The sequence below is a fragment of the Haoranjiania flava genome, assembly GCF_025631005.1.
Classification (GTDB): Bacteria; Bacteroidota; Bacteroidia; order Chitinophagales; family Chitinophagaceae; genus Haoranjiania; species Haoranjiania flava.
In genome coordinates, this window is record NZ_JAOTPL010000002.1 from 73111 (window position 1) to 96860 (window position 23750).

The following is a 23750-nucleotide window of genomic DNA, read 5'->3' on the forward strand; positions in this document are numbered from 1 at the left end:
TTAAGCTTCTTTGTGAGGCTTATTTTGCTTCAGCCTTATTTTTTTATAAATATCAATAGCTGCAAATAGTACTGCTATCAGCAATATAATGCCTACCAGGGCATAGAGCAGGCTCAATGAACTTTTTACTACTGCCAGAAACACAACAGCTACCAGGATCACCGTGGCTACTTCGTTCCAGATGCGGAGTTGTTGTGAAGTGATCTTGTAAACATTGCGCAATTGCTGTTGAAGAATTTTATGAAGTGAATAATTATACCAGTAAAACAAAACCACTAGTATAAGTTTTATCAACAGCCACAGCATGCTTCCTTCAAAAAGGTAACGCCAGTAGCCGCGTTCGATCAGCAGCCAGGTGCCGGTGATTAAAGAAATAACAGCAGATGGAATGGTGATGCCGTACCACAGGCGTTTTGCCATCACGTTGAACTGCTTTGTCATGATGGCGCGCGCATTGCTATCCGGCTGTTCCTGCGCCTCTATGTTATAGATAAAAAGCCTGGGCAGATAAAAAATTCCCGCAAACCAACAGACAACAAACACTATATGTATAGCTTTTAAATATAAGTAGGTCATTTTAAATTACAAATTACAGATTACAAATTACAAATTTCAGATTACTACTTCATTGTCCATTGCGCATTAAGCTCTCCAGTCATTTTAGCTTTTAGCAATCAGCGTTCAGTTTAAACTCTCCACTGTCCACTTCATTATCAACTATCCATTGTTAATTCTCCATTAAACTGCCTCTTTCCACTCTCCTCTCTCCTCTCTCCTCTCCCCTCTCTCTACTTCATTATCAAACTTCCATTTGTCAGGGACGCACAATTCTCCATTGTCAATTCTCCATTGCCATTGTCCATTGATCAGCATCAACTTCCCTCACCAATTCCGCAACCGTGTCTACCCAAAGCTTATCTGTATTCAGGCACGGAATGTAGGTATAGCTTTCTCCGCCGCTGTGTAAAAATTCTTTTTTCCCTTCCACGGCTATTTCTTCCAAAGTTTCCAGGCAATCGCTCACAAAAGCAGGGCATACGATCAGCAATTTTTTTACGCCTTCACCGGGTAATTGCTGTAGACGCTCCTGTGTACTTGGCGCCAGCCAGGGATCGCGCAGCAAGCGGCTCTGGTAGCTTATCTGCCACTGGTCTTTGCTCAGCGCTAATTTTTTGGCTACCAGTTCTGTAGTAATAGTGAGCTGGTGCCTGTAACAGGTTTTGTGAGATTCACTGGCTTTGTAGCAGCAATTTTCCACCTGCATGCAATGGCTTTTAGTAGGGTCTGATTTTAAAATGTGCCGTTCCGGAATGCCGTGATAGCTAAACAGCAACTGGTCGTAGTCTTGCGACAGGTATGGTTGAATGCTTTGCGCCAGGGCATTGATGTAGGAAGGATGTTTATAATAGGGCGCCACCACTTTCAGTGCAAAAGAATATTTTTTCTTTTTATAAACTGTACGCATGTGTTCCACAGCCGTTTCGTAGCTGCTCATGGCGTAGTGGGGGTAAAGCGGTACCAGTATTACCTCTTCCAGGTTTGGCTCCCGCTGCAGCAGGTCGTTGTAAGCCGCTTCAGGTGTAGGATTCCCGTACCGCATAGAGATGGTCACCGGGCCTTCAAAGTGTTCCTGCACCTTATCTCTCAATTGCCTGGTCAGTTCTATCAGTGGCGAGCCTTCCTTCCACCAGATAGACTCATAGGCTTTGGCAGATTTAGGCGCTCTGAAAGGAGAGATAATGCCGCGCACAAGCAGGAAGCGAAGCAGGAAAGGCTTATCTATTACTCTTTCATCCATGAGGAATTCATTGAGGTACCTGCGCACATCGGGCACAGACGTGCTGTCTGGCGAGCCGAGATTCATTAAAACAATGCCTTTTTTTGCCATGTAATTCAAAGTGTATCATTCACCACATGGTGAATAGTTAAGTGTAATGTCCAAAAATAAACATTACAAATGTACTTCAAAAAGGTTATTGAATCTAGCTAAAAGAGAATTGTTGGTAAAGATGACAGAGTTCAGACTTTTACTTTAGATGCCTGTTTTTTCCCGTTTTTATTTTGAATTTTTTGCTGTAAAAACCGGTCGATAGCTACGGCCATATTCGGGCTGTCAGGTGCAGGGCTCGCTATCACTACATGTAAGCCTACTTCCTCTGCTTTCTTCAAAGTATTCGGGCCAAATGTACCGATGTTGGTTTTTTGAAGTTTGTCTTTTACATTGGCTTCCATGGCAGCAGCTATGCCGCTTGGTGTAAAGAAGCAAACAATATCATAGTCGTCCTGCAATATTTCGGCAATGTTGTTGTCAACAGTGCGGTACATAAACGCCAGCCTGTATTCACAGTTGTGGTCTTTCAGCCATTTTTCTATTTCTTTATCCTGCTGGTTTTCGCTGCACACATAGAGAAAGTTCATTTCTTCTTTGTGCTTATTGATCACATCAAACAGGGTTTTATTGGTGCCGTGGGCTCCGAAGAATACTTTTCTTTTTCGGTAAAGGATAAATTTTTGCAGGTAAAGCGCTACTGCTTCAGATACGCAGAAGTATTTGGTATCCTGGCTCACGTTTACTTTCAGTTCTTCACACACCCTGAAAAAATGGTCAATGGCGTGGCGGCTGGTGAATATAACGGCTTTGAAAGCAGTGATGTCTGTCTTCTGTTTCCTGAATTCTTTGCCTGTAAGCCCGTCCAGACGAATGAAAGGATGAAACGTAAGTTTTGCATTGTATTTTTCCTCCAATACAAAGTAAGGAGATTTTTCACTGGCAGGATTAGGCTGAGAAATTAAAATTTTTATTCCGTTTGTTGCTTCGTTACTTCCTTCACGTTTTGCCATAATCAATAATACAATTCTAAGGTTTATGTCTTCATTGATCTGTTAATCTTATGTCAAGCCTCTTGCGTTGATTTGTTCTGTTAAAAACTTATAAGTAACAAGTATCGGGATGAATTCGACAGCGCAAAGGTAAATAAAAAAATGGAACGCGTTGATTTTTAAATTGTTTTTGATTAGTATGAACGAAACGAAATACCGGTAGAGCAACAGTAGTATAAATACAACTGTTAATACTGAAAAAACTTTCTGTACCAGCGGGTCCATGGTGGGATTGTCGCGGAAAGCAATGAACATAAGTAAAAATAACAGCAAAATGCCGATGAATTTATTTACCATAAACACAATATGCGTATAGGTAGATACTGCTTCACCCGCGTTGAACAGGTAGCCGCTTAGCTTCAGTACAACAAATTTCACGATATATACGGAGGCAAGTATTCCTGAAAAAATAGCCCATAGCTCCCAAAGATTATAAGCCTGCACGCTGTGTTGAATAAACAAAGCCACAGTAAGGCCGCCGCAAAGCACAAACAGCAGGTTAAGTAAAAAGGAAGGGAATTGGCCTCGCGCCAGATTTTCACGCGTTTGAGAAAGGCGGTAGCCGGGTTGGGTAAAGGATTGCAGGAAGCCCATGAAATAATCATCGAAAAAGTACATGACAATACCCAGCAGCAGAAACATGCCGGCAAGAATGTAAAATAAAACATCCTTGTTGCGGTGAATGTGGGGTTCGTTGATGGATAAAATGCTTTTCTGATTGAGCTGCAATCCGGGTGATGCAAAAAGCCTTTGCTCAAAACTTTTGGAGAAAATAGCCGTATCGCCGTGTTTGCGTGCTGCAATGTTGTCGTAGTAGGAAATAAATTTTTTATGTAAGATGCTGTCGGGCACTTTTATTGTACTCACCTGCCATGAGTGCACAGTATCGCTTGCACGGGCAGTTGCTGAAGTGTCGCGTCGCTGCGCAGATGATTGTACCATCAATAGCGCCGTAAGCATGAGAGTAAATATTGCCCTGCATTGAATCATGTGGCAAATATATAAAATGTGTTTTGATGCATGGGAAGATTCGAAACATTCTTAGTTAAATTTAATGAATAAAGATGCGCTTTGCAAAAACTGCATGAAGCTTGTGGTGTATGATAGCGATACACATAACTGAAACAAACTATTACCACCAAAACCTAAACTATGAAGCAGGAAATAATCAAACTGATAGAAGAACAACTGAATGCATCCCTGGCCAACCTGGAAAATTACAGCGAAGGGCTGCGCACAGCTGCTGACCTGGATGAAGAAGAAACCCGCGAGCTGGACGATTATTCGCAGCAGGCAGAAGACCGGGACATGGAAGCCCGCATGAAACAGCAGGCATTGATGGTCGGCGAAAGTATTAACTGGCTGAATGCACATGCCGCCACAACATCAGAAATTGTAGAACCCGGCGCACTGGTAGAAACTAAAGATACCTGGCTGTATTTTGGTATTCCTTTGCCCAATATGGAAATAAAAGGTAAAAAGCTGGTAGGCGTGTCTGAAGATGCACCAGCATTTGCAGAAATGCAGGGCAAAAAGAAGGGCGATAAAATAATGCTGGGAGATCAGAAACTTACCATTGAGGCTATTTATTGATTGGAGAATATTGAGCTTAGGCTCTTTGAATTGCCAGTGACGAAAGGTGATGTAAAGGTTTTTTTAACAAGAATTTAATAAGATGTGCCGGCCCTGGTAGCGGATTAATTTCATTTTGCATATCAGAAATTATGTATTACCTTTGCAGACCTTAGAAAAAATCAGACTTTCCCTGTTGTGGACAATGCGCGCAAATACTGTTCCTCCAGTGGTAAGTTAGATAATATTTTTACATAAACCGGTTAAAATATAATATGTCATCTACTAAAGTTCAAAACAACAGGATCAATTTTGGTAAAACAAAACATCTTGCTGACACTCCTGATTTATTAGACATTCAATTAGAATCTTTCCGGGAATTTTTTCAGTTAGAAACTACTCCGGACAAGCGCAACAACGAAGGCCTTTTCCGCGTTTTTAAAGAAAACTTCCCTATTTCCGATACAAGAAACATTTTTGTATTGGAGTTTCTCGATTATTTCGTAGATCCGCCCCGCTACTCCATAGATGAGTGTATGGAGCGCGGACTAACCTATGCAGTTCCGCTGAAAGCCAAGCTGCGTCTGAGCTGTAACGATGAAGAGCACGTTGATTTCCAGACCATTGTTCAGGATGTATTCCTGGGTAATATCCCTTACATGACGCCGCGCGGCACTTTCGTGATCAACGGCGCTGAGCGTGTGGTGGTATCGCAGCTTCACCGTTCTCCCGGCGTTTTCTTCGGGCAGTCAACACACCCCAACGGTACCAAGATCTATTCTGCACGCGTTATCCCTTTCAAAGGTGCGTGGATGGAATTTGCTACAGACATTAATAATGTAATGTATGCATACATTGACCGTAAAAAGAAATTCCCCGTAACTACTTTACTTCGTTCCATTGGTTACGAAACAGATAAAGACATCCTGGAATTGTTTGGCATGGCTTCTGAAGTAAGCGCAGACAAGAAATCCCTGGAAGAATATATAGGCCAGAAGCTGGCCGCCCGCGTATTGCGTACCTGGGTAGAAGATTTCGTGGATGAAGATACCGGCGAGGTGGTTTCCATTGAGCGTAATGAAGTGGTATTGGAGCGCGATACAATTATTGATGAAGACACGATTGATGCCATCCTGGATTGTGAGGTAAAGAGTGTATTCATACAACGCGAAGATGTTAGCGGCGACTATGCTATTATCTACAACACATTAAACAAAGATACCTCCAACTCTGAGCTGGAAGCCGTACAACATATTTACCGCCAGTTGCGCGGCGCTGATGCTCCGGATAATGAGACAGCACGCGGCATAATTGAAAAATTGTTCTTTAGCGATAAACGTTACGATCTCGGAGAAGTAGGACGCTACAAGATCAATAAAAAATTAGAGGTAAAACAAAACCTGAACGTAAAAGTTCTTACCAAAGAAGATATCATTGAGATCATCAAATACCTGGTAAGGCTTACCAACAATAAAGCTGAGATTGACGATATAGACCACCTGAGCAACCGCCGCGTACGTACAGTAGGCGAGCAGTTATACGCTCAGTTCGGCGTAGGCCTCGCAAGGATGGCGCGTACCATCCGCGAACGCATGAACGTAAGAGACAATGAGGTGTTCACCCCGGTAGACCTGATTAACGCAAGAACGCTCTCTTCTGTTATCAACTCATTCTTCGGTACATCGCAGCTTTCACAATTCCTGGATCAGACAAACCCGCTTTCTGAGATCACGCACAAACGCCGTATTTCTGCCTTAGGCCCCGGCGGTCTGAGCCGTGAAAGAGCAGGCTTTGAGGTGAGAGACGTACACTACTCACACTACGGCCGTCTTTGTACCATTGAAACTCCGGAAGGACCTAACATTGGCCTGATCTCTACGCTTTGTGTACACGCTAAGATCAATGACATGGGCTTTATTGAGACTCCTTACCACAAAGTAAACGATGGTAAAGTAGATCTGAAGACTATGAAATTCCTGAGCGCTGAAGAAGAAGATGAAGCAAGAATTGCACAGAGCAGCGTGGAACTTACAGATAAAGGAGAATTTGTAGAAGACAGGATCATCAGCCGCGAAACAGGCGATTTCCCTGTACTTGACAAAGAAGAAGTACAATACATGGATGTAGCGCCCAATCAGATCGTTGGACTGAGCGCTTCCCTGATTCCTTTTCTCGAACATGATGATGCCAACCGTGCCCTTATGGGATCAAACATGCAGCGTCAGGCAGTGCCCCTGTTGAAACCTCAAAACCCGATCGTGGGTACAGGCCTCGAAGGTGTGGCTGCACGCGATGCCCGAATACAGATACATGCAGAAGGCGACGGTGTGATAGAATTTGTGGATGCAAAAGAAGTACATGTAAGGTACAACCGCAATGATGCCGACAGGCTGATAAGCTTTGATGATGACCTAATCGTATACAAACTTACCAAATTTATAAAAACCAACCAGGCTACTTCCATTATCCTGCGCCCCGCAGTTGTAAAAGGCCAGAAGGTGAAAAAAGGAGATTTCCTTACCGAAGGTTATGCAACAAAAGGCGGAGAGCTGGCCTTGGGCCGTAACCTCCAGGTTGCATTCATGCCTTGGAAAGGCTACAACTTTGAGGATGCTATCGTAATCAACGAAAAAGTGGTACGTGAAGACCTGTTCACCTCTGTACACATTGATGAGTATGAGCTTGAAGTGCGCGATACCAAGCTGGGTGAGGAAGAATTAACACCCGATATTCCCAACGTTTCTGAAGAGGCTACCAAAGACCTGGATGAAAACGGTATTATCCGCATCGGCGCTACCGTTCGCGAGGGTGATATCCTTATCGGGAAAATTACACCGAAAGGAGAATCTGATCCTACACCGGAAGAAAAATTGCTTCGCGCTATCTTCGGCGATAAAGCCGGTGACGCAAAAGATGCTTCGCTGAAAGCGCCAAATGGCACCGAAGGTGTGGTGATCAATAAAAAGTTATTCCAGAGAGCCAAAAAAGACAAGAACAGCAAGCTGCGTGAAAAATCACAGCTTGATAAAATTGAAGCCGGGCACAATAAGAATGAAGCCGAGCTGAAAGAATTGTTGCTGAATAAATTGCAGACGCTTCTGAAGGATAAAACTTCTGCCGGCATCAGCAATAACTTTGGTGAAGTGCTGATACCGAAGGGTTCTAAATTCAATCAAAAGAATTTAGGTTCTATCGATTATCAAAACGTGAACCCGCTGGGATGGACCGGCGATGACAGCATTGATAACAGCATCAACATTCTATTGCACAACTATAACATCAAATACAACGAAGAACTTGGCCGTTACAAAAGAGAGAAATTCAATATTTCCATCGGTGACGAATTGCCTGCAGGTGTATTGAAGCTTGCTAAAGTATATATTGCAGTAAAGCGTAAGCTGAAAGTAGGTGATAAAATGGCGGGCAGACACGGTAACAAAGGTATTGTAGCCAAGATCGTTCGCCAGGAAGATATGCCGTTCCTCGAAGACGGTACTCCTGTTGATATTGTATTAAACCCGCTGGGTGTACCTTCCCGTATGAACCTGGGACAGATCTATGAAACTATTCTCGGATGGTGCGGTAAGCAACTCAATGTAAAATTTGCCACTCCGATCTTCGACGGCGCTATGCCGGAAGAGATCAGCGAATATTGCGAAAAGGCCGGCATACCTCAGATGGGGCATACCTATCTTTATGATGGTGAAACGGGCGACCGCTTCCATCAGAAAGCCACCGTGGGTGTGATCTATATGATCAAGCTTCATCACATGGTAGACGATAAGATGCACGCACGTTCAATCGGGCCATACAGCCTGATCACACAGCAGCCGCTGGGTGGTAAAGCACAGTTTGGCGGACAGCGTTTTGGTGAGATGGAGGTTTGGGCGCTTGAAGCATACGGTGCATCTAACATCCTGCAGGAATTGCTTACCATTAAGTCTGATGATATCATCGGCCGCGCTAAAACTTACGAAGCGATTGTGAAAGGCGATAACGTACCAAGGCCGGGCGTTCCTGAATCATTCAATGTATTGATCCATGAACTGAGAGGTCTGGGACTTGACCTGAAGTTTGAATAAGCTTTATTAAATTAATATGAAAGGCCTGTGTAATGCAGGTCTTTTTTGTTGGCAGCAAGCATATGATTCACGCGAGGAAAGTATGTGCAATGAAGTGATTTGCCGTCATGCATCTCCTATACGTAGCAGGATATGTATTAAACGCAAAAGGTAATTGTAAACCGGTCTCATATTAATGCACAGGGTATTTGATTCTGCCAGTAGGAGACAATACTGTGCCAAAACGATGAATGCACAATTTACTGATTGACAATATTATTTTTCTTTCCATGTTTGTTTAAATTCATCTAATTTATTAATCGCCTGGTTAATTAAATCGGCAATAACTTTGTCATTGATGTTTGCCAGACTTATTATTTGAATTTGTCGCAAAAAACGGCTTGTTTTTGTTAATAAAATATTTGAATGGTCGGTTAAGTATGAACCAATGAAAATTCAAACCGACATACTTTTTTGTCAGGCTAATTGAACAAATCCAATGGTGGAAATCGTTATTTACAGCAAAAGCTATTTATCGCCAGTTGATAGCGCATTGGAGATTGGGATTACAGCCCTTAATTATCATGAAAGCCTTTGGATTATTTCCTTCTGATTTGCATCGGCTTTACTTATAAAATCTTTAATTTCTTTGTTCTCTGTCATATTATTCAAATTACAATGTTCTTCTTTGTAAAATAGCATACGACGGTTTCGGGCCTGCAGAAGATGGGATTTTAGCATCTTTATAGCTATTGGAGTTCACCCAAAGAACGAATGTGGAGTCTTTACAAAATGTCCGGTGAAGCCGGTAACCTCGTTTTTTGGTAATGCAATGTTATGTGCAATGGTATTCAATTATTTTAAATGATGTTTAGATTTTACTTCGAAACTAACTCTGCTAAATTAGCAGCTATTCCTTTTAGTTATCCATTGTACTTAATCCACTGCAAGCAACTCCAAACCAAATCAAAGATACAAGCTTTTCACACATAAAATAGACTGTAAATATATATTAGCAGTCGATAGGTTTACTTATTCATTATCCCCTGTCGTTACTTCCCTGTTCTGTTCTTTCTTCTCCCTCAATATCAAATTCAAAAGTATACCTACAATACTGCACAGCCCAATGCCCGACATTTGAAAAGATCCTATCTCAAAGTGTGCGCCGCCGATGCCCAGTACCAGTATCACAGAGGCGATGATCTGGTTCTTGGTGTTCATTAAATTTACCTTGGCATTGATCATGGTATTTACGCCTACTGCCGCAATAGAGCCGAACAGCAACAGCATTACACCACCCAGCACAGGCTTGGGTATAGAAGTAAGTAAAGCTGTAAGCACGCCGATAAAAGAAACTACAATGGCTGTAATGGCAGATATCCGCAATACTTTCGGGTTGGTGACCTTGGTGAGTTGTATAGCGCCTGTTACTTCCGCATAGGTAGTGCTGGGCGGCCCGCCGATAAAAGAAGCAAAGAAGCTGCCTACGCCATCGCCCATAAGGGTGCGGTGCAAGCCGGGTTCTTTAATGAAATTTTTGCCTGCCACGTTGCCAATGGCGTATATGTTGCCAACATGCTCTACAATCGGCGCTATGGCAACCGGCGCTATATACAGGATGGCCTGCCAGTCAAATGCCGGCAATACTACCGGCGGCACACTCAGCCAGCCTGCGTTGTGAATGCCGGAAGTATCTACATGCCCCGTAAAATAAGCAGCCAGGTAGCCGGCTACCAGCGCTGTAAAAATGGGAATCAGCTTCAGCATACCTTTACCATACATCACTGTTGCCACAGCCGTGAGCAGCGTGATCAATGCAATACCCCAGTTCTCCCCGGCATTGCTAACCGCGATGGGTGCAAGTGAAAGGCCGATAACCATGATCACTGGCCCGATGACTACCGGCGGGAATAGTTTATCAATAAAACCGGTGCCGAAATATTTTACCAGTAAACCAAACAGGAAATACATGACGCCCACAGCTACCAATCCTGACAAAGTATTTTCATAACCATAGGCAACGATTGCCAGCGGTATGGGTGCAATAAATGCGAAGCTGCTACCCAGGAATACCGGCACCTTACTTTTGGTGATCAGGTGAAAAATTAAGGTAGAAATACCCGCAGCCAGTAAAGCAATCGCAGGCGAAAAACTCTTATAGGTTTCAGGAAAATCGGTGATGCCTTTCTTCGCCAGCTCGGTCTCTACGCCGCTGGTTACAAGTATGGGTACCAGAACGGTTGCACCGAAAGCGACAAACATAAACTGTATGCCGAGGATTATATTTTTCATCAGCTATGATTACTTAACTTGTGAAACAATTATTTCAAGAATAGATAAAGCGCCGATGAACCACATAATGGGATGTATCTTATCGAACTTTCGCGTGAAAATGCAGAGCAGTAAATAGCTGGCAAATCCATAAGCAATGCCCGTGCTGATGCTGTATGTCAATGGCATTAATATAAGCGTAAGAAATGCCGGCACGGCAATATAGAGTTCACTGAAGTTTATTTTAATTAAATGTTTTGACATATAAATACCCACCATGATCAGTGCGGGAGCCGTAGCATAAGATGGTACCACGCCGATCAGCGGCGCAAAGAACATGGCCAGCAGGAAAAACACAGCTGTAAAGATGGAGCTTAATCCTGTGCGGGCCCCATTGGCAATGCCTGCCGCAGATTCTACGTAGGTAACGGTGCTGCTGGTGCCCAGTACGCCGCTCAGCGTTGTTGCTACCGCATCTGCTTCCAGTACTTTTTTAATGTGCGGCATCTTGCCGTCTTTATCTACCAGTCCTGCTTCCATAGAGCAGGCAATGGCTGTGCCGATAGAATCAAATAAATTCACAAACAAAAAAGAAAATATAGGTACAATGAAGGCGATTTTCAATACAGACCATATCTCCAGTTTGCCCAATACGGGCGCCATGGAAGGCGGCGTGCTCACCACTTCTGCGGGCATGGTAAGGTTAGCATCGAAGATAAAGCCAAGAACGGTGGCGGCAATGATGCCAATGAGAATGGAGCCTTTTACTTTATAGATCTCCAGCAATACGATCAGCAATAAAGCTACGATGCCTATCACCAGCGCAGGGCTGAAGCTTCCTACACCCACGATGGTTGCTTCGTTTGGCACGATCAGCCCCATCTGTTTAAACCCGATGAATGCAATAAATAAGCCTATGCCCGCACCGATGGCTATGCGCAACGATTGTGGTATAGCATCTATGATCTTATGCCGCAAACCTAAAATAGAGATAAGAATAAAAAATATGCCCGACATGAACACTACACCCAGCGCCTGCTGCCAGCTTGCGCCCTGGCTCAGTACCAGTGTGTAGGCAAACATGGCATTCAGCCCCATGCCCGGAGCCATGGCAAAAGGTACATTTGCCCAGAGGCCTACAATGAGCGTACCGATAATGGCTGCCACACAGGTCACGGTGATCAGTGCTTCCTTAGGCATACCGGCGTCTGCCAGTATGTTTGGATTTACAAAAATAATATAAGCCATGGTAAGAAAAGTTACCAGGCCGCCCATGAATTCCTGCCGGATGCCGGTTGACCTTTCCTGAAGTTTAAATAGCTTGTTTAGCATGTTGATTTAGTTTTAAAAATTACCAGCCCCATTTAACCATTACCGTAGGAAATACTTTCAGATCATCTGTGCCTACAACAAAATTTTTACTGATCTCTACTTCTGAGCCTATGGAAAACTTCGGTGTAATGTTGTACAGGAACTGTGGCTCGGTGAGCAGTACAGCCGTTTTCTTGTTTTTATCGTTCCAGTGCTTTGGCTGGCTCCATACATCCAGGAATCCGCGGATGGTCATTTTATCGTTGAACAGGTTCTGGTGCCATACGGCAGTAAACTGCCCGTCGAGCCCGTTGGAGCGCTGGATATTTTTATAAAGGTAAGAAGTGTTTAAAACAAAATTGCCCAGCTTTACCGGGAAGCCAACACCTGCCAAAACAGCACGGTTGATGGGTATGCCAATGGGTGTTTCCGATTTGGAGATCAGCAGGCCGTCATTGTATTCAATGTGCGCATTCAAACCGTCTATTGCTTTATTGGGAATATTGAATTTGCGCGCGATCTCAAAATAGGCCAGGGAAGCGCCGCCTTTGTGCCTGTTGAAGTCTACATCCGTAAACATAAAGGTGCTGCCGAGCCTGTCGGGCTTAAAAATTTCGAAGGTACCGGTGAGGTATTGCCTTTCTTTCAGGAAGTCGTAGTGTAGTTGCAGTTCCTGCGCATGAGCATGTATGCCGCTTGCAAGAAGTAGTGAGCATAATAATTTTCGCATAATAAATTAATATAGATCTTGATGGGAAAAAGTTGTGCAAAATTATCAATAATAACAACACGGGGAAGATGATTTTTATCAATAAAAAATCCGCCTGTAAAAAGGCGGATCATATAAATATGTAATGTCAGTTATGACTAACTTACTAATTGCTGGTAAGCTTCTGCACTAAGCAGCCCTTCTGTTTCGGAAGGATTTGTCATTTCTACTTTCACCATCCAACCGTTGCCGTAAGGATCAGAGTTGATCAGTTCAGGAGCATTGGAAAGTTCGGGATTTACTTCCAGTATCTTGCCGCTGATGGGTAAGAAAAGATCGCTCACTGTTTTTACAGCTTCAACGGAGCCGAACACATCGTTTGCATTCAAATTTTCACCCACGGTAGAAATATCCACGTAAACAATATCTCCCAGCTCTGTAGCAGCAAATTCTGTAATACCGATCACTGCAATATTACCTTCTGCAATACGTAGCCATTCGTGGTCTTTAGTGTATTTTAATTCGGTCGGGTAGCTCATAGTTTAAAATTTTGTTGTACAAACCTAATAAAAACTTACATCATTAAAAAATTTTTTCCAGTCTGTGCTTCTTATTCCACGGTCATCAGCGGCGCTACGTTTTTGTAGATATCTGCATTGATGAAAATGATCTTTTTAATATCTTCCACACGGTTGTAGTTGCCGTTTTGTTCGCGGTAAACAACAATAGACCTGGCTACATTCCTGGGTATGCCTACTGCTGTCATCTCCTTCTCTGTAGCGGTGTTGATGTTGACGGCCTTTGCTGTAGTAGTTGCTGAAACCGCCTGTTCATCAGTGTTTCGTAAGGTTGTTGGCATAACAACTTTTGGGTTGCTGATTTTTAAATAAGGCCTTATTGTTTCAAAAGTAGCATCTGAAATGCCATATACTTTTTTAATATCTTCAATAGCTGCAAAGGCTTTAATGCTGTTCCTGTATTTGACAATTCTTTCACTAAGCACATCGCCAATGCCGGGTAGCGCCTTGAACTCGGCAGCATCTGCCTGGTTGATATCTATAGCAGCCACTTTTCTTTTTTCATAGCCTGACGAAAAATTATTCCGTGCTGTTTTTTTGTTTTGAATGCGGATGTAGGGAATGAGTTTGTCAGCTTCCTCTTTCTTCAGCCCCCATATTTTCCGGATGTTTTCAGGCTCGGAGAAGTAGCCTCCCTTGCTTGTATAGTTGATGATGGTATTGGCTGTTTTCCTGCTGAGGCCCAGTGAAAGCCAGCCTTCCAGGTCCAGCGTGTTGGGATCGAAAGTAAATAGTTTTTCTTCGGTAATGCCTGCTGCATCTACTTCTTCCTGTGCAAAGAAATCTTTTCCGGCAGGTATTTGTGCAAGTGCACTGTCTGCACCGGATATGCCTGTGGCCTTCTTATTCCTGTTAAACAAAAATGGCGCAGCGATTACGGCCCCGATAATCACCATTGTAATTACAAAAGCATTTCTGTCTTTTTTAGATACGGCAAAATAATCTTTCCAGGAACTTTTTTGTAGCATGTGTATAGTTTAATGGTGTGTTATAATTTTTCAATCCATTAAATGCGATCACAATCCGCAGCGGCTTGGTGCAACAATACATTTATCAATAAAGTTACAGTATTTAAATAATTCTGTAGCTGAAAATTGGTGATATATTTCTACATTGTTTTCAGCAATGTTACCAGGTCTGAGAAATAATCTTTACTCCATATTTTAAGCACGCTGGCATCAGGAATAAACCTGGCTACATCATTTTTAGCAGTTTCCAGGTTTATCTGTTCTATTCTTTTGTTTAATAATTTTAAAAGCTCTGCGCGCGTTATGGTTGTTTTGTTCCAATCGCCGCTTTCATAAGCTCTAATGGCAAAGTGGGTAAGATTTAAGGCAATGCCACGGTGTATATACCATTCCATATCGTACCAATCTCTGCCTTTGACATTTTTGCCCCATTTTCTGAATAATAATACATGCATTTTTCCTGCAAACAGATCCTGGATATGAAAACATTTTACATAGAATGCAAACGGCCTGAGCAATAGCTTTTCTTCCGTTTCAAAACCGAGAGGTGGCTTTGTGTCAACCTCAATTTTTATTTTCACGCCTGCTACCTTTTTTAAACCCATTTGTGGAATTATGTTTTCCAGCAACAACTCACTCCATATTGTTTCGGACTTTAAAAATGCAGATTCTATATGCGTATCTTTAGTTTTATGTTTGATCTTAACCTTTACATTCATTCCTTGTGCTGTAAATTCACGCTCAATAGCCGGAATGTAATTTTCTAAATCAAAGTCATCGTATTGTTTAATTAATGAAAAATCCAGGTCTTCAGAAAAACGTTTTAGCTCGTAAAAAATTCGTAGTGCAGTACCACCATAGAAAGCAGCTTTTTCGAAGAATCCTCCGCGGTACAAGCCCGCGAGCGCTATCTGCTGCATCATTTCACGCAATGCCTGAATATATTCCTGTTGATTAGCAGGCCTGTATGCTGCTATCCAATCTTTTATCATAATTGTTCAATAGCTTTAATAATGTATTTGAGAGATGCCTTTTTAGGCGCATGCTTTACCCATATTTGCATAGTTTTGACGTCAAACTTCCTTAACAAATCTTCATCAATTCTTAGGTTTTGCAGCATAAAGTCCCTCGCAGAGGATATGCTTCTTAATAAAACTCCTGACGTAGTAATCACTTTATCAAACAATGCTTTTTCAGCAACAGCCATTAGTGAAAATTGTCCATCCCGGATTTCTACCTGTTCTACTCCAAAAGCATAATAAGGTGCAGGAAGTTTTATGTATTCGAAATTCCCGAGATGGGTTTTAAATATTTTAGATTGCTTCAAGGTCATAGATACAATGGAAAAAACTCTTTCCGGAATTATGCCCCGATAAGATAACGCAGATTCTGCCGATACATAACTGGGGCCGTATAACACGTTCGCAATGGAAAATGGCTCGGGCAAAACCTGGTTATTCCAAACGTATAAACCACGCCTGAGAGGAACCAGTTTATGGTTACTGACCATTTCATAAATCTTGTCATTTGGTCTTTTGTAATCTTTAAGAAGACTTAACAAGGTCTGATGCGAAATAGGATGATTATACAAATTACTATTTATCGTAACCGGATTCATATAACAAATGTAAAAAAATAACACGATAATCGGAAATAATCCGATTATCTACCTAAAATTTTACAGTTAATTGAAGATAATACTGATATTAAAATTTTACAGCATTCAGCAAGTCTATATAAAACTCAATGCCTTCATGGATCTCTTCGATGTAGATGAATTCATCAGCGGTGTGGCTCCTGGCGCTATCGCCCGGCCCGCACTTAAGCGTGGGAAACGGCATAAATGCCTTATCTGAACTGGTTGGGGAGCCATAAGGTTTTTTGCCAAGCTTTATGCCTGCAGCTACCAGCGGATGATCTACATCAATGCCCGACGATTTTAGCCTGAAGCTGCGCGGCTTCACTTCGCTGTCAATGTGATCCTGGATGATAGCCAGAATTTCCGGGTGGGTGTAGCATTCAGGAAACCTTATGTCTACGGTATAATGGCAGGAAGCAGGTACCACGTTGTGCTGCCGGTTTTCGGTATGGATAGCAGTGACAGTCATTTTTACTTTGCCCAACCATGCCGATCTTTTATCGAAAGTATAGTTGCGAAACCATTCAATCTCCCGGAGCGCTTTATAAATGGCGTTCTCGCCTTCCTCGCGCGCTGCATGGCCAGCCCTTCCCTGTGTAGTTACGTCCAATACCAGCAGGCCTTTCTCTGCCACAGCGAGCTGGGTTTGGGTAGGCTCTCCTACAATACCGCACCATTTTTTTTCAGGAGCTTTCAAGTCAGCTTCCTGTATGGTTTGCAGGAAATCAGCGTTTGACAATAACGCTTCTATACCGTTTACTCCCGACACTTCTTCCTCAGCGGTACAGGCTATTACCAGGTTAAAAGGAATGTCTGCAGGATAAAAATGTTGAAATGCAGCGATAAGTGAAACCAGGCAGCCGCCGGCATCGTTGCTGCCTAAACCAAAAAGCCTGCCGTCTTTTTCTATGGGTGCAAACGGATCCAATGAGTAATCGGGGTTAGGCTTTACGGTATCATGGTGCGAGTTAAGCAGTATGCAGGGTTTCGCGCTGTCAAAGTTTTTATTTACTGACCATACATTGTTCAGATAACGCTGGCAAACCATTCCGTTTTGTGTAAAATATTGCTCCAGGAGAGAAGCTGTTTTATCTTCTTCCCTTGAGAGAGCGGGTGTGGCTATAAGTTGTTTCAACAAGCTTAAAGCCTGATCATACAAATGTTCTGTTTGTTGCATGGTGTAGTTCTGAACGGTCAATTGCTTTTGCGCAATGTAATTATTTATACCAATATTTATAACAATTATTAACAACTTTCTTTTAAGAGATAAGGGTATATTTGTAGACTTTATGGTGTAGAAATTGTAGTATACACCTTGAAATCTGACTATAATGCAGGAGACTTCTATACACAAATCCGCTGCAAAATTGCATGAACCTGTTGCTGATCTCAAGGACAGGAAAATCGTGTATCTCATTAATCCCATCTCCGGCAATAAGAACAAAAAAACACTGGTAAATCTTGTAGAGAAATACAGTAATGAGCATGGTCTCTATTGCGAAATGTTTGAAACCAGCAAGAAAGGCGATTATGTACACTTGCAGGAAAAAATACGGCAGGAAAGAATTACCGATGTGGTAGTGGTGGGCGGAGATGGCTCAGTAAACCAGGCACTGGCTGCTTTGCATGGAGAAGATGTGGTTTTCGGCATAATACCTTACGGCAGTGGCAACGGGCTGGCAAGAGCAGCAGGCATTCCTACGAAGCCGAAACTGGCATTTGATCTGGTGTTGCAGGGAAGGTGGAAATATGCAGACGCGTTTATGGTGAATGAACATTACGGCTGCATGCTCACCGGCTTGGGGTTCGACGCGCAGATAGCCCATGAGTTTGCCAAATCATCGCAGCGCGGACTGATCACTTACACACAGCAAAGCATCCTTAATTTTTTTAAAGCGCATCCTTACCAGTTTGAAGTAGAAATTGACGGTTTTAGTTTTTTTACGGAAGCCTACTTTATCAGCATTGCTAATGGCAACCAGTTTGGCAATAATTTTACCATCGCACCGCAAGCTTCGCTGGATGATGGTTTGCTGGATATTGTAATTGTGCAGAAAATGAGTAAAGCCAAGCTGCCCTTTGCTGTGCTCAAACAAATACGCGGCAACAACGAACTGGAGCAGTTTGTATCATCTGTATCTTCAAAAAATATTCTTTATTTCCAGAAGCCCTCAGTAAAAATAAAAAATATAAAGCATGCGCCCATCCACATTGACGGCGATCCGTGTGAGAGCTGCCGCGATATAAATATAAAAGTGCTGAAAGATAATTTCAAACTGATTTATTAAAGCCGATTGCACCCGATAACCCGGTATTTTCACGCAAACCACGCCAAGATTTCGCAAAGCGCGCAAAGTAATTATAAAGCGCTCAAGGTTCAATATCTTAGTTTCTTTGCGCGGCAACTTAGCGGCTCTTTGGGTGAACCGGCATTTCAACACTGCACACATATATAGTTTGTTTCTACGTGGATAATACACGGCCGCTGTCTTTATCGGAGGCAAAATTAAACCACCATGTAAACAAGGTTTCACAAGGTTCACGAAACTCACTATGCGTAGAGCGGAAGCGCCCCAAAAACTAATTTAAAGCAAATATGCTTCCGGAATTTCACAGACAGGTATGGGAATCATTTTGTGCAGATTGGCTTTGTGCCTGCTTTGGTAGATTTCAAACACCTGCTTTTGTCTTCCTTCAAAGTCTTCGGGCCGGTGCGTGTCTGCAAGTTCCATTGCCCATTCCAGTTCGGGATACGATGCGCCTATTTGGTCTTCATCTGTTGGTGAGTTGGCAAATAAGCCATCCGTTGGTGCTGCCTGTTGTATGCTTTCAATAATATTCAGGCCTTTTGCCAATTCGTACACCTGTGTTTTCATCAGGTGGGCAATGGGGCTGATGTCCACCCCGCCATCGCCGTATTTGGTGAAAAAACCAATACCGAAATCCTCCACCTTATTGCCGGTGCCTGCCACCAGCAATCCATTGAGTTGTGCGTAATAATAAAGCGTGGTCATGCGCAGGCGCGCCCTCGTGTTTGCGAGTGCGAGTTCTTTTACAGCTGCATTGGAGGCATCGCTTGCCGTTTGGTTTTTAAAGCTGTCGAAAACAGGGCTTAAGTCAACGGAGAAATTTTCTACATTCGGATAATCTTTTTGCAATGCCGCCATGTGTTCTTGTGCGCGGGTAACCTGGTCTGTAGCCTGGTGAATAGGCATTTCCAGTAAAAGCGTTTGCATGCCGGTTCTGGCTGCCAATGCTGAAACTACGGCAGAATCTACGCCGCCGGATATGCCGAGTATAAAACCTTTTGCCCTTGCCTGTTCCGCATAGTTCTTCATCCAGGATACAATATGGTCAATTATTTTTTGTGTTTGCATAGTTTGGGATTAATGGTTGATCAATTTGTTATCATAAATTATTCCAATAGCTTGATGAGGCCTTCTTGTTCAAAGAGTATTTTTCCTATTTTAACGTTTGACCATCCCCGCTTTAGCTGATAGGTAAACTTAGGTGTATTTTCTACAACGATAGATTCCAGGAAAAAATCATCCACGGTATTTCTGTCAATATCTTCATCCAGCGCATGTAAATGAGTAGATATAAAAAAATACGAATTGCTGAATTTCTTCAACCCATTTATAGTTTTATTGCTAACCCATAACGCATCTTCCATATTTGTTCCTTTAAAAAGTTCATCAAAAACAGCAAAACATCTACCTGTTGCAGCCGCCTCAACAACCATTTTCAAAGCCTTAATTTCTGTCATAAAGTGGCTTAATCCATTATCAATATCATCAGGATGATCTATGGATATAAATATTTTATCAAAAAATTGCAGAGTAAATCCCAAGGCCGGCACAGCCAGTCCTACATGAGCAAGATACACACAAAGCCATACAGATCTTAAAAATGTTGATTTGCCGGACATGTTTGAGCCCGTGATCAATATTACATTTTTGTTGGTCGATAAACTGTTTGAAACACAGTTCCTGACCGCAGGATGGTAAACTTCATCTACAGAGAATATATTTTCTGAAAATTCAGGGAATGTAAATTTATTCTTTTCTATGGCACAGGCAATAGAGATATAAGTTTCAAATAAAATAAAATTATCCAGAAAATGAGCAAATGTTTTTTCTGTTTTTATTGTATCTACAACCTGCAGTATCCGTAATATTTTTTTATCGGTAAAAGTGCCGCTTCTTATGGCATAATTGTTTTCTGCTAAATCAAATCTCTCCAGAAAATTTTTTATGATATGAATGGTTTTTTTAAAAGATGGATATTGCTCGCCACTGATCCTGGCGTAATATTTATCGTACAGTGGAAAGAAGAAAACGATAATATTGCTGATGCCGGAGTACAGTGGGTTATAAATTTCTCTGTTGCTGCGCTTCCATAACTTAAACTGAAACAAACTTTTTTCTGAAAAAGATGTTTTATACTTTGTTTGCTCTAAAAAGTTGCAACATTCGTAAAACGGATACGGCGGATAATTATATCCTTTAAATATGGGGGTGAGTGTTTTTAATTCCAGCAACAGATTTTGCCTTTCAATAATGCTTTGTTGAGATATCAGCGGTTCCGACAAGAGGTTCAGAAGGCTTTCCCTTGCCAATTTATTATTAGTCAAATCAAAAAGCGGGAGAATATCTTTCTCTAACATTGCATTTATCATAATTGTATTACACGATATACTTTTAAAAGTACAAAACAGTCGCATTACAGAAAAATATTTATCTTGTGATAAATAATGCTGATGATTTATGTTTGAAAAAGAAGAAATTTTTGTTGACTCCGAAATAGGGCGATTGCGACGCCTCATTATTCACAGCCCCGACGGAGGAATAGGGAAAATTGTACCGGGAAAATTTAAAGAATGGCTGTACGACGATACAGTACACCTTACTCAAATGCGCAAGGAATACAACAGTTACATAAAAATCCTGCTTTGGTTCCTTGACCCCGAAAAAGCAAAGTATGTAACCCAGTACGAACAGGATAACCCCGGCAACAATGATTGTTACAAACCGGATAATAAAAATTATTTCAACAGTTCCAAAGTATTGGATTCGCAATACCTGCTTGCCCAGATATTGCAGGATGAAGCTACTCGTAAGCGCATCATTTCCGCAACCTGCGCCTGGGAAGGCGTAAGTACACTCACCGAAAAGAAGCTTGAAAGGATTACAGATGCCCATGAGCTCGCAAAAACGCTGATCTCCGGCACCATGAAGGACAGCACAGGCAGGGAAATTGATTTTATTTTTCCGCCATTGCCCAACTTTATTTTTACACGCGACATAGCCATCACTATAAACGATCACCTGTTGCTGAGCAATGCACACGCGCCTGCCAGGGAAAGAGAGTCGCTTTTTGCGCGCTACATTGCACAATACCTTTTGTTTAAAGACAAAGAAGAAAAACTGATAGAGATATCTGAGCCAAGCAATTTCTTCCTGCTGAGCGAAGAGTTGCAGCAGCGCAAAAAGACCAGCATTGAAGGCGGCGATGTAATGATGATATCGCCTAACCATTTGCTTATCGGGTGCAGCGAGCGTACAACCGCTTCAGGCATTAATGAAGTGATCCATGCTATTTTTGAAAAGAAGGCCACAGGCATCGAAAAAATTTCAGTGATCAAGATCCCCAAGCTGCGCGCTATAATGCATATAGACACTATCTTTACGCAGGTACGCAAAGATACCTGGGTGTTGTTTGGCCGTTTTTCAGAACGCCTGAATAAGAAGCGTACGCGCTTTGATTATTACGAAAAGATCACCCATGAAGATGCGCTGGGCAAAGATTCTAATGTGGAAATACTGCGTTTTGAAAAGAAAATATACGAAGACTATTCACCTGAAAAAAATTACCAGGCCGATATATCGGGCAAAATTACCGGGCTTGAGTCGCTGCTGAGAAACATAAGCATAGAAGATTTTCAAGTAAACCCTGATGATGTAAAAATTATTTACAGCGCCGATAATATTTTCCCCTTTGACGAGCGGGAGCAATGGACAGATTCCTGCAACGTGCTGGCGCTTAAAAACGGCGTGGTTATCGGGTATGAGCGAAATGAAAAAACATCTCAAAGCTTTATTGAGCATGGGTTTGACGTTGTGGATGCCGACGCGCTGCTGGAAGATTTTGCTTCAGGAAAAAAAGACCCTGATAAAATTGAAAATACACTAATATTGCTTACAGCTTCAGAACTGTCAAGGGCCAGGGGGGGATCACATTGTATGAGCCTGCCTTTGTTGAGAGATAAAATTTAAACCAATGCAAACCGCATCTAAAATATTAATGATCAGACCTGCGGCCTTCGGCTACAATGCAGAGACCGCGCAAAACAACTATTTCCAGACAGAGGTCTCGGGCAGGTCGCCACAGGATATCTTGTCTGCAGCGCAACACGAATTTGACCGCTTTGCTCAAACGCTTACAGCACATGGCATTGAAGTGATCATAGTGGAAGATACGCCTTCCCCTGTAAAGCCGGATGCTATTTTCCCAAACAACTGGTTTTGTACCTTTCCGAACGGCAAGCTGATGCTGTTTCCCATGTATGCCGAAAACAGGAGACTGGAAGTAAGGCAGGATATACTGGATATGCTGAAGAAACAATACATCGTTACCGCCTTTGAAGACTGGACCGAAAAAATACCAGAAGGCCAGTTTCTTGAAAGTACCGGTAGTATGGTGTTTGACCACGATAATAAAATCGCCTATGCATGTTTATCACAACGCACAGACAAAGAGTTGTTCAGGCGTTTCTGCGACCGGCAGGATTATAAGCCTGTTGCCTTCAACGCATCAGATAAAAGTGGCAGGGAAATATACCATACCAATGTGATGATGCATGTCGGTGAAACCTACGCGGTTATTTGCCTGGAAGCGATTGATACCGTAAAGGAGCAGATCAGCGTGGCAGATTGCCTGCGCACTACCGGTCACAGCCTTGTCAATATTTCTTATGAGCAGATGCAGCACTTTGCCGGTAATATGCTGCAGGTACACAATGCGGCTAATGAGCAATTTACGCTGCTCAGTAAGACAGCCCATGCATCTCTTACCACCGAACAGAAACAAAAATTAAAAAAGCATACAAAGCTGTTGCCTGTGGATATAACTACGATAGAGACTATTGGCGGCGGCAGCGTAAGATGTATGATGGCAGAAATTTTTTTAGATAAAATACATGAACAGTAAAATATACATATTTCTTATTTTCATTTTCACGCTGATGAGCAGTTGCCGTGGACAGGAAAATAATTCAATCACCAAAACTAACCAGACTATGCCAGCCAATAATCCGCATTACTCCAAAACAGACACAGCTAAAGTGCAGACAACTGACGAAGAGTGGAGAAAGATTTTATCTTCCGAGGTATATGAAATAGCCAGGAATAAAGCAACAGAGCGCCCCTTTACCAGTCCTTTTGAAACATCAGATGAAGTAGGTACTTATCATTGCAAAGCCTGCGGCAACCCGCTCTTTAAAAGCAATGCCAAATTTGAATCGGGCTGTGGTTGGCCGAGCTTTTTTGAGCCCATCAGCAAAGCATCCCTGATCTACAAACCTGATAACAGCCACGGCATGCGACGTACAGAAGTACAGTGCGGGCGATGCGAAGCGCATTTGGGGCATGTGTTTGAAGACGGGCCGCCACCTACAGGTTTGCGCTATTGCATCAACGGCGTTATCCTGGATTTTGACAAGCAATAGCACGCTTATTTATTCGCCGGCGTAGATACAATAAG

Annotated in this window: 20 protein-coding genes; 6 read left to right on the forward strand and 14 right to left on the reverse strand. The window is 42.5% G+C overall.

Translation table 11 applies throughout. The features are described from left to right. The 4 genes from OD355_RS01765 to OD355_RS01780 form a co-directional block, all read right to left on the reverse strand. A complete protein-coding gene (locus tag OD355_RS01765; protein ID WP_263036726.1) occupies positions 1 to 576 on the reverse strand; it encodes a CopD family protein in 576 nt (191 codons plus the stop codon). 262 nt (positions 577 to 838) lie between these two features. Continuing rightward, entirely contained in the window at positions 839 to 1888 is a 1050-nt protein-coding gene (hemH, locus tag OD355_RS01770) for a ferrochelatase (RefSeq protein WP_263036727.1), read from the reverse strand. Between the two features lie 131 nt (positions 1889 to 2019). After that, entirely contained in the window at positions 2020 to 2841 is an 822-nt protein-coding gene (locus tag OD355_RS01775; RefSeq protein ID WP_263036728.1) for a uroporphyrinogen-III synthase, read from the reverse strand. A 48-nt stretch (positions 2842 to 2889) separates the two neighbouring features. Then, entirely contained in the window at positions 2890 to 3840 is a 951-nt protein-coding gene (locus OD355_RS01780) for a DUF4271 domain-containing protein (protein ID WP_263036729.1), read from the reverse strand. A gap of 192 nt (positions 3841 to 4032) precedes the next feature. Here OD355_RS01780 and OD355_RS01785 point away from each other — a divergent pair, with 192 nt between their 5' ends. Beyond that, on the forward strand, positions 4033 to 4473 hold the full coding sequence (locus OD355_RS01785; protein WP_263036730.1) for a hypothetical protein: 441 nt from the start codon (positions 4033 to 4035) through the stop codon (positions 4471 to 4473). Between the two features lie 254 nt (positions 4474 to 4727). Further along, positions 4728 to 8534: a DNA-directed RNA polymerase subunit beta gene (rpoB, locus tag OD355_RS01790; protein ID WP_263036731.1), complete on the forward strand. Its 3807-nt coding sequence runs from the start codon at positions 4728 to 4730 to the stop codon at positions 8532 to 8534. A 1011-nt stretch (positions 8535 to 9545) separates the two neighbouring features. Here the strand turns inward: rpoB and OD355_RS01795 are convergent. From OD355_RS01795 to OD355_RS01830, 8 genes are all read right to left on the reverse strand, one after another. Further along, the gene (locus OD355_RS01795; protein ID WP_263036732.1) at positions 9546 to 10805 is read right to left on the reverse strand and encodes a uracil-xanthine permease family protein; all 1260 of its coding nucleotides are present in this window, start codon (positions 10803 to 10805) and stop codon (positions 9546 to 9548) included. A gap of 9 nt (positions 10806 to 10814) precedes the next feature. Then, positions 10815 to 12116, reverse strand: a complete 1302-nt coding sequence (locus OD355_RS01800) for an NCS2 family permease (RefSeq protein WP_263036733.1) — start codon at positions 12114 to 12116, stop codon at positions 10815 to 10817. Positions 12117 to 12135: 19 nt separating this feature from the next. Continuing rightward, positions 12136 to 12825 (reverse strand): DUF5020 family protein, encoded by a 690-nt coding sequence (locus OD355_RS01805; RefSeq protein WP_263036734.1) that lies wholly within the window; start codon positions 12823 to 12825, stop codon positions 12136 to 12138. 137 nt (positions 12826 to 12962) lie between these two features. Next, positions 12963 to 13343: a glycine cleavage system protein GcvH gene (gene gcvH, locus OD355_RS01810; RefSeq protein WP_263036735.1), complete on the reverse strand. Its 381-nt coding sequence runs from the start codon at positions 13341 to 13343 to the stop codon at positions 12963 to 12965. A gap of 71 nt (positions 13344 to 13414) precedes the next feature. Then, positions 13415 to 14350: a helix-hairpin-helix domain-containing protein gene (locus tag OD355_RS01815; RefSeq protein WP_263036736.1), complete on the reverse strand. Its 936-nt coding sequence runs from the start codon at positions 14348 to 14350 to the stop codon at positions 13415 to 13417. Positions 14351 to 14490: 140 nt separating this feature from the next. Next, complete coding sequence (locus OD355_RS01820; protein ID WP_263036737.1) at positions 14491 to 15342, reverse strand: nucleotidyl transferase AbiEii/AbiGii toxin family protein; 852 nt, start codon at positions 15340 to 15342, stop codon at positions 14491 to 14493. Then, positions 15339 to 15968, reverse strand: a complete 630-nt coding sequence (locus OD355_RS01825; protein WP_263036738.1) for a type IV toxin-antitoxin system AbiEi family antitoxin domain-containing protein — start codon at positions 15966 to 15968, stop codon at positions 15339 to 15341. Before OD355_RS01825 ends, OD355_RS01820 begins: the two co-directional genes overlap by 4 nt. An 88-nt stretch (positions 15969 to 16056) precedes the next feature. After that, positions 16057 to 17166: a M20 family metallo-hydrolase gene (locus OD355_RS01830; RefSeq protein WP_263036739.1), complete on the reverse strand. Its 1110-nt coding sequence runs from the start codon at positions 17164 to 17166 to the stop codon at positions 16057 to 16059. A 154-nt stretch (positions 17167 to 17320) separates the two neighbouring features. Between OD355_RS01830 and OD355_RS01835 the strand changes: the two genes are divergently transcribed. After that, positions 17321 to 18277: a diacylglycerol/lipid kinase family protein gene (locus OD355_RS01835; protein ID WP_263036740.1), complete on the forward strand. Its 957-nt coding sequence runs from the start codon at positions 17321 to 17323 to the stop codon at positions 18275 to 18277. A 297-nt stretch (positions 18278 to 18574) separates the two neighbouring features. Here OD355_RS01835 and nadE read toward each other — a convergent pair whose 3' ends face one another. Both nadE and OD355_RS01845 read right to left on the reverse strand, forming a co-directional pair. After that, positions 18575 to 19366 carry an NAD(+) synthase gene (gene nadE / locus OD355_RS01840; RefSeq protein WP_263036741.1) on the reverse strand — a complete coding sequence of 264 codons (792 nt, stop codon included), beginning with the start codon at positions 19364 to 19366 and terminating at the stop codon, positions 18575 to 18577. A gap of 38 nt (positions 19367 to 19404) precedes the next feature. Continuing rightward, positions 19405 to 20655 carry a MutS-related protein gene (locus OD355_RS01845; protein ID WP_263036742.1) on the reverse strand — a complete coding sequence of 417 codons (1251 nt, stop codon included), beginning with the start codon at positions 20653 to 20655 and terminating at the stop codon, positions 19405 to 19407. Positions 20656 to 20755: 100 nt separating this feature from the next. Here OD355_RS01845 and OD355_RS01850 point away from each other — a divergent pair, with 100 nt between their 5' ends. The 3 genes from OD355_RS01850 to msrB are packed head-to-tail and all read left to right on the forward strand — an operon-like array spanning position 20756 to position 23715. Next, complete coding sequence (locus OD355_RS01850) at positions 20756 to 22264, forward strand: arginine deiminase family protein (protein ID WP_263036743.1); 1509 nt, start codon at positions 20756 to 20758, stop codon at positions 22262 to 22264. A gap of 4 nt (positions 22265 to 22268) precedes the next feature. After that, positions 22269 to 23198: a citrulline utilization hydrolase CtlX gene (gene ctlX / locus OD355_RS01855; RefSeq protein ID WP_263036744.1), complete on the forward strand. Its 930-nt coding sequence runs from the start codon at positions 22269 to 22271 to the stop codon at positions 23196 to 23198. After that, complete coding sequence (msrB, locus tag OD355_RS01860; RefSeq protein ID WP_263036745.1) at positions 23188 to 23715, forward strand: peptide-methionine (R)-S-oxide reductase MsrB; 528 nt, start codon at positions 23188 to 23190, stop codon at positions 23713 to 23715. Before ctlX ends, msrB begins: the two co-directional genes overlap by 11 nt. Positions 23716 to 23750: the final 35 nt, after the last annotated feature.

Excerpts from the sequence above, each read along its gene's own strand:
- OD355_RS01765 (WP_263036726.1), bottom strand. The coding sequence starts at position 576 with ATGACCTACTTATATTTAAAAGCTATACATATAGTGTTTGTTGTCTGT.
- hemH (WP_263036727.1), bottom strand. The coding sequence starts at position 1,888 with ATGGCAAAAAAAGGCATTGTTTTAATGAATCTCGGCTCGCCAGACAGC.
- OD355_RS01775 (WP_263036728.1), bottom strand. The coding sequence starts at position 2,841 with ATGGCAAAACGTGAAGGAAGTAACGAAGCAACAAACGGAATAAAAATT.
- OD355_RS01780 (WP_263036729.1), bottom strand. The coding sequence starts at position 3,840 with ATGCTTACGGCGCTATTGATGGTACAATCATCTGCGCAGCGACGCGAC.
- OD355_RS01785 (WP_263036730.1), top strand. The coding sequence starts at position 4,033 with ATGAAGCAGGAAATAATCAAACTGATAGAAGAACAACTGAATGCATCC.
- rpoB (WP_263036731.1), top strand. The coding sequence starts at position 4,728 with ATGTCATCTACTAAAGTTCAAAACAACAGGATCAATTTTGGTAAAACA.
- OD355_RS01795 (WP_263036732.1), bottom strand. The coding sequence starts at position 10,805 with ATGAAAAATATAATCCTCGGCATACAGTTTATGTTTGTCGCTTTCGGT.
- OD355_RS01800 (WP_263036733.1), bottom strand. The coding sequence starts at position 12,116 with ATGCTAAACAAGCTATTTAAACTTCAGGAAAGGTCAACCGGCATCCGG.
- OD355_RS01805 (WP_263036734.1), bottom strand. The coding sequence starts at position 12,825 with ATGCGAAAATTATTATGCTCACTACTTCTTGCAAGCGGCATACATGCT.
- gcvH (WP_263036735.1), bottom strand. The coding sequence starts at position 13,343 with ATGAGCTACCCGACCGAATTAAAATACACTAAAGACCACGAATGGCTA.
- OD355_RS01815 (WP_263036736.1), bottom strand. The coding sequence starts at position 14,350 with ATGCTACAAAAAAGTTCCTGGAAAGATTATTTTGCCGTATCTAAAAAA.
- OD355_RS01820 (WP_263036737.1), bottom strand. The coding sequence starts at position 15,342 with ATGATAAAAGATTGGATAGCAGCATACAGGCCTGCTAATCAACAGGAA.
- OD355_RS01825 (WP_263036738.1), bottom strand. The coding sequence starts at position 15,968 with ATGAATCCGGTTACGATAAATAGTAATTTGTATAATCATCCTATTTCG.
- OD355_RS01830 (WP_263036739.1), bottom strand. The coding sequence starts at position 17,166 with ATGCAACAAACAGAACATTTGTATGATCAGGCTTTAAGCTTGTTGAAA.
- OD355_RS01835 (WP_263036740.1), top strand. The coding sequence starts at position 17,321 with ATGCAGGAGACTTCTATACACAAATCCGCTGCAAAATTGCATGAACCT.
- nadE (WP_263036741.1), bottom strand. The coding sequence starts at position 19,366 with ATGCAAACACAAAAAATAATTGACCATATTGTATCCTGGATGAAGAAC.
- OD355_RS01845 (WP_263036742.1), bottom strand. The coding sequence starts at position 20,655 with ATGTTAGAGAAAGATATTCTCCCGCTTTTTGATTTGACTAATAATAAA.
- OD355_RS01850 (WP_263036743.1), top strand. The coding sequence starts at position 20,756 with ATGTTTGAAAAAGAAGAAATTTTTGTTGACTCCGAAATAGGGCGATTG.
- ctlX (WP_263036744.1), top strand. The coding sequence starts at position 22,269 with ATGCAAACCGCATCTAAAATATTAATGATCAGACCTGCGGCCTTCGGC.
- msrB (WP_263036745.1), top strand. The coding sequence starts at position 23,188 with ATGAACAGTAAAATATACATATTTCTTATTTTCATTTTCACGCTGATG.